General features: G+C 54.4%; 16 protein-coding genes. 8 read left to right on the forward strand and 8 right to left on the reverse strand.

Annotated elements, in window-relative coordinates; all coding sequences use genetic code 11:
• Positions 1-18 precede the first annotated feature (18 nt).
• From dnaE to ABU178_RS04790, 6 genes are all read left to right on the forward strand, one after another.
• Positions 19-3,501 carry a DNA polymerase III subunit alpha gene (dnaE, locus tag ABU178_RS04765; protein WP_397212472.1) on the forward strand — a complete coding sequence of 1,161 codons (3,483 nt, stop codon included), beginning with the start codon at positions 19-21 and terminating at the stop codon, positions 3,499-3,501.
• Between the two features lie 12 nt (positions 3,502-3,513).
• Positions 3,514-4,473 (forward strand): acetyl-CoA carboxylase carboxyl transferase subunit alpha, encoded by a 960-nt coding sequence (gene accA / locus ABU178_RS04770; protein ID WP_397212474.1) that lies wholly within the window; start codon positions 3,514-3,516, stop codon positions 4,471-4,473.
• A gap of 136 nt (positions 4,474-4,609) precedes the next feature.
• Positions 4,610-6,766: a lysine decarboxylase LdcC gene (locus tag ABU178_RS04775; RefSeq protein ID WP_397212476.1), complete on the forward strand. Its 2,157-nt coding sequence runs from the start codon at positions 4,610-4,612 to the stop codon at positions 6,764-6,766.
• 1,223 nt (positions 6,767-7,989) lie between these two features.
• Positions 7,990-8,379, forward strand: coding sequence for a VOC family protein (locus ABU178_RS04780; RefSeq protein ID WP_397212478.1), 390 nt, complete (start codon positions 7,990-7,992; stop codon positions 8,377-8,379).
• A gap of 53 nt (positions 8,380-8,432) precedes the next feature.
• Complete coding sequence (tilS, locus tag ABU178_RS04785) at positions 8,433-9,749, forward strand: tRNA lysidine(34) synthetase TilS (RefSeq protein ID WP_397212480.1); 1,317 nt, start codon at positions 8,433-8,435, stop codon at positions 9,747-9,749.
• A complete protein-coding gene (locus ABU178_RS04790) occupies positions 9,749-10,057 on the forward strand; it encodes a c-type cytochrome (RefSeq protein ID WP_397212533.1) in 309 nt (102 codons plus the stop codon). Before tilS ends, ABU178_RS04790 begins: the two co-directional genes overlap by 1 nt.
• A gap of 39 nt (positions 10,058-10,096) precedes the next feature.
• Here ABU178_RS04790 and rof read toward each other — a convergent pair whose 3' ends face one another.
• Positions 10,097-10,360 (reverse strand): Rho-binding antiterminator, encoded by a 264-nt coding sequence (gene rof / locus ABU178_RS04795; protein ID WP_397212482.1) that lies wholly within the window; start codon positions 10,358-10,360, stop codon positions 10,097-10,099.
• The gene (locus ABU178_RS04800) at positions 10,347-10,547 is read right to left on the reverse strand and encodes a YaeP family protein (RefSeq protein WP_397212484.1); all 201 of its coding nucleotides are present in this window, start codon (positions 10,545-10,547) and stop codon (positions 10,347-10,349) included. Before ABU178_RS04800 ends, rof begins: the two co-directional genes overlap by 14 nt.
• Before the next feature lie 217 nt (positions 10,548-10,764).
• Between ABU178_RS04800 and arfB the strand changes: the two genes are divergently transcribed.
• Positions 10,765-11,175: an alternative ribosome rescue aminoacyl-tRNA hydrolase ArfB gene (gene arfB, locus ABU178_RS04805; protein WP_397212485.1), complete on the forward strand. Its 411-nt coding sequence runs from the start codon at positions 10,765-10,767 to the stop codon at positions 11,173-11,175.
• Positions 11,176-11,223: 48 nt separating this feature from the next.
• Here the strand turns inward: arfB and proS are convergent, their stop codons facing one another.
• The 6 genes from proS to metN all read right to left on the reverse strand — a co-directional run bounded on the left by proS (position 11,224) and on the right by metN (position 16,790).
• Positions 11,224-12,942 carry a proline--tRNA ligase gene (proS, locus tag ABU178_RS04810; RefSeq protein ID WP_397212487.1) on the reverse strand — a complete coding sequence of 573 codons (1,719 nt, stop codon included), beginning with the start codon at positions 12,940-12,942 and terminating at the stop codon, positions 11,224-11,226.
• 95 nt (positions 12,943-13,037) lie between these two features.
• The gene (gene tsaA, locus ABU178_RS04815) at positions 13,038-13,745 is read right to left on the reverse strand and encodes a tRNA (N6-threonylcarbamoyladenosine(37)-N6)-methyltransferase TrmO (protein ID WP_397212489.1); all 708 of its coding nucleotides are present in this window, start codon (positions 13,743-13,745) and stop codon (positions 13,038-13,040) included.
• The gene (rcsF, locus tag ABU178_RS04820) at positions 13,742-14,137 is read right to left on the reverse strand and encodes an Rcs stress response system protein RcsF (RefSeq protein WP_397212491.1); all 396 of its coding nucleotides are present in this window, start codon (positions 14,135-14,137) and stop codon (positions 13,742-13,744) included. Before rcsF ends, tsaA begins: the two co-directional genes overlap by 4 nt.
• 129 nt (positions 14,138-14,266) lie before the next feature.
• Positions 14,267-15,082, reverse strand: coding sequence for a MetQ/NlpA family lipoprotein (locus ABU178_RS04825; RefSeq protein WP_397212492.1), 816 nt, complete (start codon positions 15,080-15,082; stop codon positions 14,267-14,269).
• Positions 15,083-15,112: 30 nt separating this feature from the next.
• Positions 15,113-15,766, reverse strand: coding sequence for a methionine ABC transporter permease MetI (locus ABU178_RS04830; RefSeq protein WP_397212494.1), 654 nt, complete (start codon positions 15,764-15,766; stop codon positions 15,113-15,115).
• A complete protein-coding gene (gene metN / locus ABU178_RS04835; protein ID WP_397212496.1) occupies positions 15,759-16,790 on the reverse strand; it encodes a methionine ABC transporter ATP-binding protein MetN in 1,032 nt (343 codons plus the stop codon). Before metN ends, ABU178_RS04830 begins: the two co-directional genes overlap by 8 nt.
• A 188-nt stretch (positions 16,791-16,978) precedes the next feature.
• Here metN and gmhB point away from each other — a divergent pair, with 188 nt between their 5' ends.
• On the forward strand, positions 16,979-17,539 hold the full coding sequence (gene gmhB, locus ABU178_RS04840) for a D-glycero-beta-D-manno-heptose 1,7-bisphosphate 7-phosphatase (RefSeq protein ID WP_397212498.1): 561 nt from the start codon (positions 16,979-16,981) through the stop codon (positions 17,537-17,539).
• Positions 17,540-17,820: the final 281 nt, after the last annotated feature.

A 17,820-nucleotide genomic window follows, 5' to 3' on the forward strand; every position in this document is an offset into this window, starting at 1 on the left:
GTTTAACCGGAAACTGATATGGCTGAACCTCGTTTTATACATCTGCGCGTACACAGCGATTACTCCATGGTGGATGGGCTGGCGAAAACCGGCCCGCTGGTGAAGAAAGCCGCTGCGCTTGGTATGCCAGCGCTGGCGATCACCGATTTCACCAACCTCTGTGGTCTGGTAAAATTTTACGGCACCGCGCACGGCGCCGGCATCAAGCCGATCATCGGCGCGGATTTCAACGTTGCCAGCGAGCTGATGGGCGACGAACTGACGCAGCTGACGGTGCTGGCGGCCAACAATACGGGCTACCAAAACCTGACGCTGCTGATTTCACGCGCCTATCAGCGCGGTTACGGCATTAATGGCCCGACCATTGAGCGCGACTGGCTGATTGAGTACCAGGAAGGGCTGATCATTCTTTCCGGCGGCCGCCGTGGCGACGTGGGCCGCAGCCTGCTGCGCGGCAACAGCGCACTGGTGGCGCAATGTCTGGCGTTCTGGCAGCAGCATTTCGGCGATCGATATTATCTGGAGCTGACCCGTACTGGCCGCCCGGATGAAGAGAGTTACCTGCACGCAGCGGTTGAGCTGGCGATTGCGGAAGGCATCCCGGTTGTCGCCACCAACGAAGTCTGTTTCCTGAACGAAGAAGATTTCGACGCGCACGAAATTCGCGTGGCGATCCACGACGGCTATACGCTGGACGATCCCAAACGTCCGCGCAACTACAGTCCTCAGCAATATATGCGCAGCATCGATGAGATGTGCGAGCTGTTCTCGGATATCCCGGAAGCGCTGGAAAACAGCGTGGAGATTGCCAAGCGTTGTAATGTCACGGTGCGCCTCGGCGAATATTTCCTGCCGCAGTTCCCTACCGGCGAGATGAGCACCGAAGATTTTCTGGTGGCGAAATCGCGCGAAGGGCTGGAAGAGCGTCTGGAGTTCCTTTTCCCCGATCCTGAAGAACGCGCGCAAAAGCGCCCGGAATATGACGAGCGTCTGGAGATTGAGCTTAACGTCATCAACCAGATGGGCTTTCCCGGCTACTTCCTGATCGTAATGGAGTTTATCCAGTGGTCGAAGGATAACGGCGTGCCGGTTGGGCCCGGTCGTGGTTCTGGCGCGGGTTCGCTGGTGGCCTATGCGCTGAAAATTACCGATCTCGATCCGCTGGAATTCGACCTGCTGTTTGAACGCTTCCTTAACCCGGAACGTGTTTCCATGCCCGACTTCGATGTCGACTTCTGCATGGAGAAACGCGACCAGGTGATTGATCATGTGGCGGAGATGTATGGCCGCGATGCGGTGTCACAGATTATCACCTTCGGCACCATGGCCGCGAAAGCGGTGATCCGCGACGTGGGCCGCGTGCTGGGGCATCCTTACGGTTTCGTCGATCGCATTTCAAAACTGATTCCGCCCGATCCCGGCATGACGCTGGAAAAAGCCTTTGTTGCGGAACCGCAGCTGCCGACGATGTATGAGGCGGATGAAGAGGTCAAAGCGCTGATCGATATGGCGCGCAAGCTTGAAGGGGTGACGCGTAACGCCGGTAAGCATGCTGGCGGCGTGGTCATTGCGCCAACCAAAATTACCGATTTCGCGCCGCTGTACTGCGATGAAAACGGCAATCATCCGGTTACCCAGTTTGATAAGAACGACGTGGAATATGCCGGGCTGGTGAAGTTCGACTTCCTCGGTCTGCGTACGCTCACCATCATCAACTGGGCGCTGGAGATGATCAACGCCCGTCGCGCGAAGCAGGGCGAAGCGCCGATCGATATCGCAGCGATCCCGCTTGAAGATCAGAAAAGCTTCGACATGCTGCAACGCGCGGAAACCACCGCGGTATTCCAGCTGGAATCGCGCGGCATGAAAGATTTGATCAAGCGTCTGAAGCCCGACTGCTTCGAAGATATGATCGCCCTGGTGGCGCTGTTCCGCCCGGGACCGCTGCAGTCCGGCATGGTGGATAACTTTATCGACCGTAAGCATGGCCGTGAAGCGATCTCTTACCCCGATATTGAGTGGCAGCATGAAACGCTGAAGCCGGTGCTGGAGCCGACTTACGGCATCATTCTCTACCAGGAACAGGTGATGCAGATCGCCCAGGTTCTGGCCGGTTATACCCTGGGCGGCGCAGATATGCTGCGTCGCGCCATGGGGAAAAAGAAACCGGAAGAGATGGCCAAACAGCGCTCGGTGTTCAAGGATGGCGCGGAGAGCATCGGCGTCAACGGCGAGCTGGCGATGAAGATTTTCGACCTGGTGGAGAAATTCGCCGGTTATGGCTTCAACAAATCGCACTCGGCAGCCTACGCGCTGGTCTCCTATCAAACGCTGTGGCTGAAGGCGCACTATCCGGCAGAGTTTATGGCGGCGGTAATGACGGCCGATATGGATAACACCGAGAAGGTGGTAGGGCTGGTGGATGAGTGCTGGCGTATGGGGCTGAAGGTGCTGCCGCCGGATATCAACTCCGGGCTGTATCAGTTCCATGTCAACGATGACGGCGAGATCGTCTACGGCATCGGCGCGATCAAAGGCGTCGGCGAAGGGCCGATCGAGGCGATCATCGATGCGCGTAATCAGGACGGCTATTTCAAAGAGCTGTTCGATCTCTGCGCCCGCACCGATACCAAAAAGATCAACCGGCGCGTGATGGAAAAACTGATCATGTCTGGCGCATTCGATCGCCTCGGCCCGCACCGCGCGGCGCTGATGAGCGCTCTCGGCGATGCGCTCAAGGCAGCGGATCAGCATGCCAAAGCGGAAGCGATTGGTCAGGCGGATATGTTTGGCGTGCTGGCGGAAGAGCCGGAACAGGTGGAAAAATCCTACGCCAGCGTGACCCCGTGGCCGGAGCAGATTCGGCTCGACGGCGAACGGGAAACGCTGGGGCTGTATCTTACTGGCCACCCGATCAACCAGTATATAAAAGAAATTGAGCGCTACGTTGGCGGGGTGCGGCTGAAAGATATGCATCCCACCGACCGGGGGAAAACCACCGTCGCAGCCGGGCTGGTAATCGCGGCGCGCGTGATGGTGACCAAGCGCGGCAACCGAATTGGTATCTGTACTCTGGACGATCGTTCCGGTCGTCTTGAGGTGATGTTATTTACCGATGCGTTAGAGAAGTATCAGCAGCTGCTGGAAAAAGACCGTATCCTGATCGTTAGCGGACAGGTCAGCTTTGATGACTTCAGCGGCGGCCTTAAAATGACCGCCCGCGAAGTGATGGATATCGATGAAGCTCGTGAAAAATACGCGCGCGGACTTGCTATCTCGCTGACGGACAGGCAAATTGATGACCAGCTTTTAAACCGTCTCCGTCAGTCCCTGGAACCTTATCGATCGGGGACCATTCCGGTGCATCTCTACTACCAGAGAGCGGATGCGCGGGCGAAGCTGCGCTTTGGTGCAGCGTGGCGAATTTCGCCCAGCGATCGTTTACTCAACGATTTACGGTCGTTGATTGGATCGGAGCAGGTGGAACTGGAGTTTGACTAAAACAGGAACATTATGAGTCTTAATTACCTGGATTTTGAACAGCCGATTGCAGAACTGGAAGCGAAAATTGATTCGCTCAAATCGATTGGCCGTCAGGATGAAAAACACGATATTAATCTGGATGAAGAAGTGCAGCGCCTGCGCGAAAAAAGCGTCGAGCTGACCCGTAAAATCTTCTCCGATTTGGGCGCATGGCAGATCGCACAGTTGGCTCGCCATCCTTTGCGTCCTTACACGCTGGACTATGTCCGTAACGCCTTTGATGAGTTCGACGAACTGGCTGGCGATCGCGCTTATGCTGATGACAAAGCGATCGTTGGCGGCATTGCCCGTCTCGATGGGCGTCCGGTGATGATCATTGGTCATCAGAAGGGACGTGAAACCAAGGAGAAAATCCGCCGTAACTTCGGCATGCCGGCACCTGAAGGCTACCGCAAAGCGCTGCGTCTGATGGAGATGGCGGAACGCTTTAAAATGCCGATCATCACCTTTATCGACACGCCGGGCGCCTATCCGGGCGTCGGCGCGGAAGAGCGCGGTCAGTCTGAGGCCATCGCACGCAACCTGCGTGAAATGTCCGGGTTGAAAGTGCCGGTAATCTGCACCGTGATCGGCGAAGGCGGTTCCGGCGGCGCGCTGGCGATCGGCGTGGGCGACAAGGTAAACATGCTGCAGTACAGCACCTATTCTGTCATTTCGCCGGAAGGCTGCGCCTCTATTCTGTGGAAAAGCGCCGACAAGGCGCCGCTGGCCGCTGAAGCGATGGGCATCACTGCCGATCGTCTGAAAGAGCTGAAGCTGGTCGACTCGGTGATCCCGGAGCCGTTGGGCGGCGCACATCGTCATCCTGTCGATATGGCGGCGAACCTGAAGCAACAGCTGCTGGCCGATCTGGCCGATCTCGACGTGCTGAGCACTGAAGAGCTGCTCAACCGTCGCTATCAGCGCCTGATGAGCTACGGCTACGCCTGATCGTAACAAACCCTTTAAAAAGGCGGACCTTGCGTCCGCTTTTTTTATGCCCGCAGAACAGCAGAACAATCCGACTCAGCTCACGTCAGCTTTTCGCTATCCTTATTCAGTGCCACAACAACACTGGAGGTGAGCATTGAATATTATTGCGATCATGGGACCGCATGGCGCTTTCTATAAAGACGAGCCGATTCGCGAACTGAGTACGGCATTAAGCCAGCAGGGTTTCCAGCTCATCTATCCAAAAAATGCCAACGATTTGCTGAAGCTGATTGAACATAATCCCCGCATCTGCGGCGTCATCTTCGACTGGGATGAGTACAGCATGGAGCTGTGCCGCGAGATTAACCAGCTGAATGAGTATCTGCCGCTCTACGCATTTATCAACACCCATTCGCAAATGGATGTCAGCATCAATGAAATGCGCATGGCGCTGCGTTTCTTCGAGTATGCGCTGAGCGCCGCTGACGATATTGCGCTGCATATTCGCCAGTACACCGATGAATACATCGATACCATTACGCCGCCGCTAACCAGAGCGCTTTTTACCTACGTGAAAGAGGGAAAGTACACCTTCTGTACGCCAGGCCATATGGCGGGCACCGCATTCCAGAAAAGCCCGGTGGGCAGCCTGTTTTACGATTTTTTCGGCGGCAATACGCTCAAGGCGGATATTTCGATTTCCGTCACCGAGCTGGGATCGCTGCTCGATCACACCGGGCCGCATCTGGAGGCGGAAGAGTACGTGGCGCGCACCTTTGGCGCTGAACAGAGCTATATGGTGACCAATGGCACCTCAACTTCTAATAAAATCGTCGGCATGTATGCCGCGCCGGCAGGCAGCACGGTATTGATTGATCGCAACTGCCACAAATCCCTGACGCACCTGCTGATGATGAGCGACATCATTCCCATCTGGCTGAAGCCGACGCGTAACGCACTGGGCATTCTGGGCGGCATACCGAAACGCGAGTTTACCCGCGACAGCATTGAGCGTAAGGTCGCGCAAACGCCGCGCGCCGCTTGGCCAGTGCATGCGGTAATCACAAACTCCACCTATGACGGCCTGCTCTATAACACGCAGTACATCAAAGAGACGCTGGAGGTGCCGTCGATTCACTTCGATTCCGCCTGGGTGCCTTACACTAACTTTCATCCTATCTATGCCGGAAAAAGCGGCATGAGCGGCGAGCGTATTCCCGGCAAGGTTTTTTATGAAACCCAGTCGACGCACAAGCTGCTGGCGGCCTTTTCTCAGGCATCGCTGATCCACATTAAAGGCGACTACGACGAACACACCTTCAATGAAGCCTACATGATGCACACCACCACTTCGCCGAACTATGCGATCGTCGCCTCGATTGAAACCGCGGCGGCGATGCTGCGCGGCAATCCGGGCAGACGCTTGATTAATCGCTCAGTGGAACGTGCGCTTCATTTCCGGCGCGAGATCCAGCGGCTGCGTGAAGAATCAGATAGCTGGTTCTTTGATATCTGGCAGCCGGAACATGTGGATGAGGCGGAGTGCTGGCCGATTCAACCCGGCGAAGAGGAGTGGCACGGCTTCACCCAGGCCGATCGCGACCATATGTATCTGGATCCGATCAAAGTCACCATTCTGACGCCAGGCATGAGCGAACTCGGCAAGATGGCGGAAGAGGGGATCCCGGCGGCGCTGGTGGCGAAGTTCCTCGACGAACGCGGCGTGGTGGTAGAGAAAACCGGGCCTTATAACCTGCTATTTCTCTTCAGCATCGGCATTGATAAAACCAAGGCGATGAGCGTGCTGCGCGGCCTGACCGAGTTCAAACGCGCCTACGATCTCAACCTGCGAGTGAAGAATATGCTGCCGGATCTCTACGCGGAGGATCCCGATTTCTACCGTAATATGCGTATTCAGACGCTGGCGCAGGGGATCCATCAGTTGATCCGGCAACACGATCTGCCGCGCCTGATGCTAAAAGCTTTCGATGTGTTGCCTGAAATGCGCATGACGCCGCACCAGGCGTTTCAACAGCAGGTCAAAGGCAATGTTGAAACGGTGGATATCAGCGACATGGTTGGCCGCGTTTCCGCCAATATGATCCTGCCTTATCCACCCGGCGTGCCGCTGGTGATGCCGGGCGAGGTGATCACCCAAGAAGGACGAGCGGTGCTCGATTTCCTGCTGATGCTTTGCACTATCGGGCGTCACTATCCCGGTTTCGAAACGGATATTCACGGAGCGACCTTAACGGAAGATAACCGTTATCTGGTGCGGGTATTAAAACAGGATGAAACTAAAGCAACTTAGTTGAAACAGGCCGAATAAATTCTGTCCTGCCCGATGAGTTATAGCGGCAGGACAGATTAACAGTCGTTAAGCTATGGCGTTAAAAACGGAGGCCTGCGCCAATTACCCAGGTTCCATATGGATGTTGACGGGCATAAGCATATTCATACCCTGTATCGAGCAACAGGTTTTTCCCGGGACATCACCTGTAATCCCAGACCTGCAACAACGCCAGCTTTGGAAGAGACTTTATCCACTTTATAAGTTTTTTTACCGCTTTTTTAAAGTACTTTTTTTGGGTTCTTCTTTTTTCCTCCGAGAGTGTGGTATAGCTTAAACCAGTAGTAGCATAGAGCAAAAATAATTATTAAACTGCCAGACTGGTCCGACAGAAAAAGCTAAGTGGCTTAATTTATCTTTCCTTATTCTTTTTCGATTTGCAGCCTGGCGACTGAACGTGTCGGTGACCGATGCAATCATTCCAATTCTACTGTCGTTTTCTATCTTATATTTCAGGTTAAATCCGTGAAGTGTGTTGTCATAAATGCTGCTCTTTTTATTTTCGATACTTTCTGAAAGAACAGAAGATTGCGCAAAGCCTGATGTCAGTGTGTCAGAAAAAGCAGGCAGGCTAATCAGGCATAACAAAGCGCATGTCACAGAAAAGAAATATTATTTCATATTTAAATCCTTTTATGGATGGCAGCCCGAACGGGCAACCACCGATGATTAAAAAGTCATGTATCCGTCATGCTCGCCATAAAATTGAGCGTAAGGTTAATCCTTTTTGTAGTTAATAATTTCTCCTGGCTGGCAGTTAAGCTACTTACTTATCTCGTTTAAGGTAGTGAAACGAATTGACCTGGCTTTACCACGTTGAAAAGAGACAAGTTAGCTTTCGTTAGTTAAATCGGCGGGAAATAAAAATGATTACGGTTTCCTTGAATATCAATCCCGGTAGCAGGACCGGAAGCTGTTTCGGCTAACAGCGGCAAAAGATCTCAATTTTGCGATCGTTCAATAAGGCAGTACGAAAAATTTAATCCCATTGCAAAAACAGACTAAGCCTGGTTAATTCTTTGTACTGTTTGCTGTAAATTACTCCATGGTCATACATGTGAAACTCCCTTTGATGTTATCGGTTATCAATAATAAACTTGCGTTATTGAAACTCAATAATTTTTCATGATGGGAGAGTTAGGGTTTATCTTTCTGACTAATCAACTGAAAACTAAGGGTAAGCTATGCTGAAATTAAGGGGTATTCACCATATCGCTATCATTGCGTCTGACTACGCTCGTAGCAAAGCCTTTTACTGCGATGTGCTTGGTTTTACCCTGACGGGGGAATTTTACCGTGAGGCGCGCGACTCCTGGAAAGGCGATCTGGCGCTGAACGGTCAATATACCATTGAGCTATTTTCCTTTCCGGAGCCGCCCGCACGCGTCAGCCATCCGGAAGCATGCGGCCTGCGTCATCTGGCGTTTAGCGTCGAGGATGTTGACGCGGCCTGTGCGTTGCTGGCGAAAAAAGGCATTGTCTGCGAGCCGGTGCGTATCGATCCGCTGACCAATAAGCGCTGCACTTTCTTTGCCGATCCTGACGGTTTGCCGCTGGAGCTTTATCAGGCGTAAAATGTGTGCTCTGTGGGCCGCACCCGGCGGCCCGTATTATCACGGATCGCACCATGTCTTTGTCTCATCTGGAATCGCTGTTGGCTCCCGACGCTTCGCTGGTGATAGCATTCAGTGGCGGCCTTGATTCCACGGTGCTACTGCATCAGCTGGTGTGCTGGCAGCAGCGACATCCTGCGGCAACCTTGCGCGCGCTGCATGTTCATCATGGTTTAAGTCCACATGCTGAGGGCTGGGCTGCGCATTGTCTGGCCGTTTGCAAGCAGTGGCAGATACGCTGCGACATCCTGCGCGTTCAGGTTGACAGCCACGGACAGGGCATTGAGGCCGCTGCCCGTCAGGTACGCTATCAGGCGCTGCGACATCATCTGCGTCCCGGCGATATGCTGCTCACCGCCCAACATCTCGACGATCAGTGTGAAACTCTGCTGCTGGCGCTGAAGCGCGGCAGCGGACCTGCCGGTCTGGCCGCGATGCCGCAGCAGCTGATGCTCGGCGAAAATCCTTTGCTGCGTCCATTATTAAACTGCACGCGTCAGCAGCTGGAGGCCTGGGCGGCGGAATATCAACTGCAATGGATTGAAGACGAAAGCAATCTGGACACGCGCTACGATCGCAACTTTCTGCGCCAGCAGGTGCTGCCGCTGCTGCTGGCGCGCTGGCCCCATTTTGCCGCCGCCGTCGCACGCAGCGCAGCGCTTTGTGGCGAACAGGAGCAGCTGTTGGATGAGCTGCTGGCAGAACAGCTTGCCCTGCTGATCAAGCCGGATGGCAGCCTGCTGATGACGCCGCTGTTAACCATGAGCGAAGCGCGCCGCAATGCGCTGGTGCGACGCTGGATTGCCGGGCAGGGCGGGGCGATGCCGTCGCGTGAGATGCTAACGCGCCTTTGGCAAGAGGTGATGCTGAGTCGTGAAGACGCCGGGCCGCGCCTGCGTCTGGGGCCGCATGAAATACGGCGTTACCGTCAGCAGCTCTACTGGCTGCCAGTATGGCCTTCGCTGCGCGACTCTGTTATTCCCTGGCAAGATCTCGCCCGGCCACTGACGTTGCCGCAGAATTTAGGCGTGCTGTTGGCAGAGCGTCAGACAACAGGCGGCCTGCGTTTGCCGCTTCCCGATGAGCAGGTCAGCGTGCGTTTTCAGGCGCAGGGCCATTTTCATCTGGTTGGGCGTGCCGGCGGGCGTGAAATGAAAAAGCTGTGGCAGGAAAAAGGCGTGCCGCCGTGGCAGCGGGAGCGTATACCGCTGATTTACTATAACCAGACGCTGATAAGCGCACCCGGACTGTTTGTTACCCGTGAAGGCGATGCGGGCGAGGCGCCGGGCTGGCAGGCGCACTGGCATAACGATAAAAGTGGAGAACAATGATGGACAAATGGATAGCTGTGGTGCTGATGACGGCAAGTTTATCCGCGCTGGCTGACGGTAATATCAAAGCAGGCGAGGCGAAATCTGCCGCCTGTACCGCCTGTCACGGTCAACAAGGGAAGGCCTCGGCGCCGCTTTACCCTGACCTGGCCGGGCAGAATGCGCCCTATCTGAACCATGCGCTGCAGGCTTACAAAAAGGGCGAGCGCAGCGGCGGGCAGGCGGAAGTGATGAAAGCTTTTGTGGCGGGATTGAGTGATGAAGATATGGCTGATTTAAGCGCGTATTATGCGTCGCTGACGCCGTAACGAAAGTGGGCGGGAACCTCGTTTCCCGCCCGTCGCAGATCAATCGTCTTCACTCATGATGACGGTACCCAGCTCCGGGTGAATGAAGCTGGCGATATGGTCAAGACGAAGCTCGCGTGTTTCACCGGAAAGATCCACCGCCAGATATTCGACTTTTTTACGCATCACCATATCCACTGCTTTCGCCTTTAGCTGTTCGCCATTTTTCAGCGTCAGCGTTAACATCCAGTTTTTTTGGCAGGCGAGTTCCAGGTTGTCGTAGTCATCGCAGTTGATGGGTTTGTAGGCTTCATTCGTCAACATAGTCACTCACCAATAAGTTTGCAGCAGCAAAAGCTGCCTGTTCCCTGACAGAAGAGTTTAGCGCAGAATTGGCGGCAATATCATTGAGCGCTTTCAGCGCGCAACCGATAGCATCCGGCACATATCCCAGTTCACCGCCGCCAATGGCAGCATATTTCTGGCGAACTAACTCACAATATTTTTGCACAGGCACCTCCTCAGCAGAGCGTAACTACTCTGGTTGATAGGTGACTATATCACAGACATTTCCTGGAAATCAGCCAGACGAAATGGGCAAAGCAAGAGGGAAAGGGCGGAGAGCTAAAGAATCCGCTGGCCTTCGCGCTTTTTCCGGCAGCACAGAAAGTTAAATTAATGTTAATAAGTGACGGGCAGCCGCTGCCCGCTAACGGAGCAGGAGAGAGATGATTGTTTTGTCACAGAACGTCGTGATTCCTGACAGCGAAATTGAACTCAGCGCAATCCGCGCCCAGGGCGCGGGCGGCCAACACGTTAACAAAAACGCCACGGCAATCCATTTACGCTTCGATATTGCCGCCTCATCACTGCCAGAATTTTATAAAGCGCGCCTGCTGGCCGCCAGCCATCATCTGATCACGGCAGAAGGAGTGGTGATCATTAAATCTCAGGAGCATCGCAGTCAGGAGCTTAATCGTGAAGCGGCATTACAACGACTGGCAAATATGATCCGTGAACTGACGACGCCAGAGAAAAAACGGCGGCCAACGCGGCCTACACGCGCCTCAAAAGAGCGGCGGCTGGAAGGAAAAGCGCGGCGCAGCGGGACAAAAGCATTACGCGGTAAGATAAGGTAAAGGAAAGAAAGCGGTCGCCTCTGCGCAGCGCAAAGGCGACCGACGGGCTTATTTATTCAGCGCCTTCACGAGGAAATCCACAATCTCGCTCTGCTTGATCATCTCTTTCTCGCCAGCGCGACGCGCTTTGTATTCGATCTCCTGATTATCGAGGTTGCGATCGCCAATCACGATGGTGTGCGGAACGCCAATCAGCTCCATATCGGCAAACATCACGCCCGGACGTTCTTTACGGTCGTCGAGGATGACGTCGATGCCTTTGGCGCGCAGCGTATGATAAAGCTCTTCCGCCACTTCCTTCACGCGGAAGGATTTATGCATATTCATCGGCAGAATCGCCACTTCGAACGGCGCCAGCGCCGCAGGCCAGATAATGCCGCGCTCGTCATGATTCTGCTCGATAGCCGCCGCCACCACGCGGGTGATGCCGATACCGTAACAGCCCATGGTCAGCATTTGGTTACGGCCATCTTCGCCCTGGACTGACGCCTTCATGGCATCGGAATATTTGGTGCCAAGCTGGAAAATATGGCCCACTTCGATACCGCGTTTGATCTGCAGCGTGCCTTTCCCGTCCGGGCTGGGATCGCCTTCAACCACGTTGCGGATATCCATCACGCGCGGCAAAGGCAGATCGCGCTCCCAGTTGATGCCGATGTAGTGCTTGCCATCGAGGTTAGCGCCAGCGCTGAAATCGCTCATCTTCGCCACGCTACGGTCAGCCACGATCGGCAGGGTCAGGCCGACCGGCCCCAGCGAGCCAGGACCGGCGCCAACAGCAGCGCGAATCTCTTCTTCAGTGGCGAAAACCAGCGGCGCGGCAACGATATCAATTTTTTCCGCTTTCACTTCGTTCAGCTCGTGATCGCCACGCACCAGCAGGGCAACCAGCTGATAGCCGCTCTCTTCAGCTGCTTTAACGATCAGCGTCTTAACGGTTTTCTCGATCGGCAGATTGAACTGCTCAACCAGCTCGGCGATGGTTTTGGCATTCGGCGTGTCGATCTGACTCATCGCCTGACCAGGCTGCGCGCGTTCGCCAGCTGGCTCAACCGCTTCAGCCAGCTCGATGTTGGCAGCGTAGTCGGACTCGGTAGAGAAGATCACATCATCTTCACCGTTCTGCGCCAGCACCTGGAACTCGTGAGAAGCGCTGCCGCCGATAGAACCGGTATCCGCCTGCACGGCGCGAAAATCCAGGCCCATACGCGTAAAGCTCTGGCTGTAAGCGCGGTACATGGCGTCATAGGTTTCCTGCAGCGACTCCTGCGTGGTATGAAAAGAGTAGGCGTCTTTCATAATGAACTCACGCGAGCGCATCACGCCAAAACGCGGGCGAACTTCATCGCGGAATTTAGTCTGGATCTGGAACAGATTAAGCGGCAGCTGCTTGTAGGAGCTGAGTTCGTTACGGATCAGGTCAGTGATCACTTCTTCATGGGTCGGGCCGAGCACAAAGGGGCGTTCGTTACGATCGCTGATGCGCAGCAGCTCAGGGCCATATTGCTCCCAACGGCCGCTCTCCTGCCACAGATCGGCGGGCTGCACCACCGGCATTGAGATTTCAATGGCACCAGCATTGTTCATCTCTTCGCGTACAATGTTTTCAACTTTTTTCAGCACGCGCACACCGGTGGGTAACCAGGTATAGAGACCTGAAGCCAGCTTGCGGATCATCCCGGCGCGCAGCATCAACTGATGGCTGATCACTTCGGCGTCGGACGGCGTCTCTTTCTGAGTGGAGAGCAGATATTGAGTAGTACGCATTGATTAGGGTTCCAGTTAGACAGAAAGTCTGAATAGTGACAAAAATTTAGCTGGCGGCTAGTGTACCAGCGAGCTCACAACGCCAAAAGTGAGTTTTAACGTGGATCAAGGGCGACGACTTCCGTGCCTTTGGCGTCGATGCGCCAGCGAACATTAAAATCGAGCAGCCAGGCGGCATATTCCCGATCCTCTGTTTCCCCTTTGCGATAGGCGGGACGCGGGTCCTGCGCCAGCACATCACGGATAAAACGCTCCAGATAAGGAAAATGGCGCAATTGCTGTTGCAGTTGCTGCTGTGCATGCAGAGAAAAGCGTACCGGCATATCTGCCTCGGGCGCTGTCTGCGCAAAACCGGCGCGCGCATTGGGCAGCGCTTCGGCAAACGGCAGGTAGGGCTTAATATCCACCACCGGCGTGCCGTCGACCAGATCGAGACTGCCCAATTGCAAAATAACCTGCTGTTTTTCACAGCGGATGCCTTTCAGCTCCACCAGCGACATTCCCAGCGGATTGGGACGAAAGGTGGAACGGGTAGCAAAGACGCCCATACGCGCATTGCCGCCGAGGCGCGGCGGCCGCACCGTAGGACGCCAGCCGCCCGCCATGGTCTGATGAAAGACAAACAGTACCCAGAGATGACTGAAGGCTTCCAGCCCGCGTACCGCTTCAGGCTGGTTATAGGGCGGCAGCAAATGCAGCTCGCCGCCGCCATCCTGCACCAGACCCGGCTGACGCGGCACAGCAAACTTCTCTTTCCATGGGGAACGAATCACCCCAATTTGGCTAAAGGCGAAGTCGCTCATTGATTAGAAACTTTCAGCGCCGATCCCTGACAGATGGCCTGACGGTAGCAACCTGCATTACCGCTGACGATTTCACATTTATGCAGCAGTACCGCGTTGGCTTTCAGGTAAGAGGCTTTAACCTGCATGCGTTTACGGGCGGTATTGATATTAGGCGGGGAATCTTTGCTGCTGCTCTGGCAATCATCGCCAGCGACTTCGCCCAGATCGCGGAAAGGCTTGCTCACCAGATCGGTGGCATTGGTGTAGAGTTTCACCGGTGCAGGGCGCGGCGCAGGCTTACGAACGGGTTCGCTGGGCTGCGGATGTAGCGGAGCGCGACTTATCGGGTGATATTCATGTACGCACCCGGTCAGCGTCAATGCCAACAAGCAGAGCGGTAAAAAACGCATGGCAACATCCTCATGTTCTTAAAAGTGGCGATATTGAAACAAGGACCAGAATAAATAACAAGTCGGTCAGGGTAATAGCAAAAGAAAGGGCGACCCAATGGCCGCCCCGTTTCTCAACGCAATGCGTGATTACCAACCTTTCACAGCACCGCCGTTAAAGATTTTATTCGCGGCGTCGTTTACTTCGTCAGACTGGTAAGCCTGAACGAATTTCTTCACGTTCTCCGCATCTTTATTATCTTCACGCGCTACGATCAGGTTAACGTACGGAGAATCTTTATCTTCAACAAAGATGCCGTCTTTTGCTGGCGTCAGGCCGATCTGGCTGGCGTAGGTGGTATTGATAACCGCCAGCGCGATCTGCTCATCGTCCAGTGAACGCGGCAGCTGCGGCGCTTCCAGCTCAACAATCTTCAGCTTTTTCGGGTTCTCAACGATATCCAGCGAAGTCGGCAGCAGGCCGACGCCTTCCTTCAGTTTGATCAGACCCACTTTCTGTAGCAGCAGCAGGGTGCGGCCCAGGTTAGTAGGATCGTTAGGGATAGCGATCTGCGCGCCTTCCTGCAGCTCATCCAGCGATTTGATTTTCTTCGAGTAACCGGCAATTGGGTAAACAAAGGTATTGCCGACCGGAACCAGCTTGTAGCCGCGATCTTTGATCTGCTGATCCAGATAAGGCTTGTGCTGGAAGGCGTTGGCGTCGATGTCGCCTTTGCTCAGCGCTTCGTTTGGCAGTACGTAGTCGTTAAAGGTGACCAGTTCTACGTCGAGGCCATATTTTTCCTTCGCAACTTTCTGCGCGACTTCAGCAACCTGCTGTTCAGCGCCAACAATCACGCCCACTTTAATGTGGTTTGGATCTTTCTCTTTCTGATCGCATCCGGCCAGCGCGATTGCGCCAATCAGCGCGCCCACAGCGGCAATTTTTTTAAATGTAAAAGACATATCCCTTCCTTAATCGAGAGCTTCGCTTGTTTACTTATGGCTAACCGCACGCACGATGCGGTCGCCACAGAACTGGATTAAATACACCAGAATCACCAATAAGACTAATACCGTATTCATCACCGTAGCGTTGTAACCGATATAACCATACTGATAACCAATTTGACCCAGACCGCCGGCACCGACGGCGCCGCCCATCGCGGAATAACCTACCAGGGTAATCAGGGTAATAGTGGCGGCGTTTACCAGACCCGGCAGCGCTTCCGGCAGCAAGACCTTGCGCACAATCTGCATCGGCGTAGCGCCCATGGCGCGTGACGCTTCAATCAGTCCGGTCGGCAACTCCAGCAGGGCGTTTTCCACCATGCGGGCAATAAAGGGTGCAGCGCCCACCGTCAGCGGCACAATCGCCGCCTGTAAGCCAATAGAAGTACCCACGATCATGCGGGTAAAAGGAATCATCCACACCAACAGAATAATGAAAGGAATAGAACGGAAGATATTTACCGCGGCCGAGAGAACCCGATAGAGGCTGTTATTCGCCAAAATCTGACCCGGACGCGTCACATAAAGCAGAACGCCAACCGGGAGGCCGAGCACGAAGCCGAAAAAGCCGGAGACAAAGGTCATCATCAGCGTTTCCCAGACGCCACGGCCCAGTAACCACATCATCGCTTCAGACATAACCCAGTACCTCAACTTTTACATGGTGTTCCTGCAGCCAGGCGATGGCTGTTTTAGCATCAGCTTCCGTGCCGCTCATTTCGGCCAGCATGATGCCGAATTTAACCCCGCCCGCATAATCCATCTGCGCGCTGATAATATTGTTGTTCACGTTAAAGCGGCGAGCCGCTTCGGAAAGCAGCGGCGCATCCACCGATTGACCGGTAAACTCCAGACGCAGCAGCGGCACGCTACCGTTTTTCGCTTCGGCAGAGAGACGCGCCTGATAGTCGTCCGGAATATCGAGATGCAGCGTAGACTGAATAAACTGCTGCGCCAGCGGCGTTTTTGGATGGGAAAAGACTTCGCTGACGCTGTCATTTTCAATCAGCTCGCCTTGGCTGATCACCGCAACCTGATCGCAGATGCGTTTTACCACATCCATTTCGTGCGTGATGAGCAGAATGGTCAGGCCGAGACGACGGTTAATATCTTTCAGCAGCTCCAGAATGGAGCGGGTAGTTGCCGGATCCAGCGCGCTGGTGGCTTCATCACATAACAGCACCTTGGGATTGCTGGCCAGCGCGCGGGCAATGGCGACGCGCTGTTTCTGACCGCCGGAGAGATTGGCGGGCCAGGCATCCTGTTTGTCCGCCAGACCAACCAGCGCCAGCAGTTCCGTGACGCGACGTGTGATTTCTTCGCGCGACAGGTTGCCCAGCTCCAGCGGCAGCGCGACGTTGCCGAATACGGTGCGGGAATTGAGCAGATTAAAGTGCTGGAAAATCATGCCGATCTGGCGACGCGCCTGGGTCAGCTGACGCTCAGAAAGGACGGTAAGATCCTGACCGTCAACCAGCACGCGGCCCGAAGAGGGACGCTCGAGCAAATTAACGCAACGGATAAGCGTACTTTTACCGGCGCCGGAGGAACCGATAACGCCGTAAATCTGTCCGGCAGGCACATGCAGGCTGACGTTTGAAAGCGCCTGAATCGTGCGGGTGCCCTGCTGGAACACTTTGGTAATATTTTCTAGTTTAATCATTAGGTTAATTATTATCGTCTGGCATTGTCCGTGGTGTTTCCGCTTCGCCACTGCCTGGCAGTGCGAATTCTGGACGGATGGTAAGGCATCCAGACGTCTAAATCAATCAAAGTCATTCAATCTGTCGTTCTCTCTGAAAGCGCAATCATGCGATACTGAACAGTAAATTTTGTAGCAGGAGTTTCTACGTGGCGAATAAAGTCCCGGCAATCTTTCTTGATCGTGATGGTACGTTGAATGTCGATCACGGCTATGTTCACGAAATCGATAATTTCCAATTTATCGATGGCGTTATTGAGGCGATGCGTGAGCTAAAAAACATGGGCTTTGCTCTGGTGCTGGTGACCAACCAGTCGGGCATCGCGCGCGGCATGTTTACAGAAGATCAGTTTATGCAGCTGACGGAGTGGATGGACTGGTCTCTGGCCGACCGCGATGTCGATCTCGACGGCATCTATTATTGTCCGCATCATCCGGAAGGCAGCGTGGCGGAATATCGTCAGGAGTGCGATTGCCGTAAGCCGCAGCCCGGTATGCTGCTGTCAGCACAGAAGGAGCTGCATATTGATATGGCCGCTTCTTATATAGTAGGTGACAAGCCGGACGATATGCATGCAGGCGCGGCGGCAGGGGTAGGGACCAAAGTACTGGTCAAAACCGGTAAGCCTGTGACGTTGGAAGGCGAAGCGGTAGCGGATTGGGTGATTAATAGCCTTGCGGACCTGCCTGCGCGTATCAAACAGCGCTAAAAGTAGACGGATTGCATAAAAATAAGCCAGACGGCAAAAAAGTTAAAATTAACCCTTGTCAGTAAGAATTAACTCCCTATAATGCGCCTCCACTGACACGGAACAACGGCTTCACAGCCACCGGGTCAGAGGTTCAGGAAACGCTGAACCGCCGGAGAAAATCGCTGAAAAAAGTGATTGACTCTGAGGGAGGAAAGCGTAATATACGCCACCTCGCGACAGACGGTTAACCCGCTGGTCGCACCGCTCTTTAACAATTTATCAGACAATCTGTGTGGGCA

It is taken from the genome of Pantoea osteomyelitidis, assembly GCF_044342975.1.
Taxonomy (GTDB): Bacteria; Pseudomonadota; Gammaproteobacteria; order Enterobacterales; family Enterobacteriaceae; genus Pantoea; species Pantoea osteomyelitidis.

Bases quoted from the DNA above. Each gene is read 5' to 3' on its own strand.
- dnaE (WP_397212472.1), top strand. From the start codon at position 19: ATGGCTGAACCTCGTTTTATACATCTGCGCGTACACAGCGATTACTCC.
- accA (WP_397212474.1), top strand. From the start codon at position 3,514: ATGAGTCTTAATTACCTGGATTTTGAACAGCCGATTGCAGAACTGGAA.
- ABU178_RS04780 (WP_397212478.1), top strand. From the start codon at position 7,990: ATGCTGAAATTAAGGGGTATTCACCATATCGCTATCATTGCGTCTGAC.
- tilS (WP_397212480.1), top strand. From the start codon at position 8,433: ATGTCTTTGTCTCATCTGGAATCGCTGTTGGCTCCCGACGCTTCGCTG.
- ABU178_RS04790 (WP_397212533.1), top strand. From the start codon at position 9,749: ATGGACAAATGGATAGCTGTGGTGCTGATGACGGCAAGTTTATCCGCG.
- rof (WP_397212482.1), bottom strand. From the start codon at position 10,360: ATGTTGACGAATGAAGCCTACAAACCCATCAACTGCGATGACTACGAC.
- arfB (WP_397212485.1), top strand. From the start codon at position 10,765: ATGATTGTTTTGTCACAGAACGTCGTGATTCCTGACAGCGAAATTGAA.
- proS (WP_397212487.1), bottom strand. From the start codon at position 12,942: ATGCGTACTACTCAATATCTGCTCTCCACTCAGAAAGAGACGCCGTCC.
- tsaA (WP_397212489.1), bottom strand. From the start codon at position 13,745: ATGAGCGACTTCGCCTTTAGCCAAATTGGGGTGATTCGTTCCCCATGG.
- rcsF (WP_397212491.1), bottom strand. From the start codon at position 14,137: ATGCGTTTTTTACCGCTCTGCTTGTTGGCATTGACGCTGACCGGGTGC.
- ABU178_RS04825 (WP_397212492.1), bottom strand. From the start codon at position 15,082: ATGTCTTTTACATTTAAAAAAATTGCCGCTGTGGGCGCGCTGATTGGC.
- ABU178_RS04830 (WP_397212494.1), bottom strand. From the start codon at position 15,766: ATGTCTGAAGCGATGATGTGGTTACTGGGCCGTGGCGTCTGGGAAACG.
- metN (WP_397212496.1), bottom strand. From the start codon at position 16,790: ATGATTAAACTAGAAAATATTACCAAAGTGTTCCAGCAGGGCACCCGC.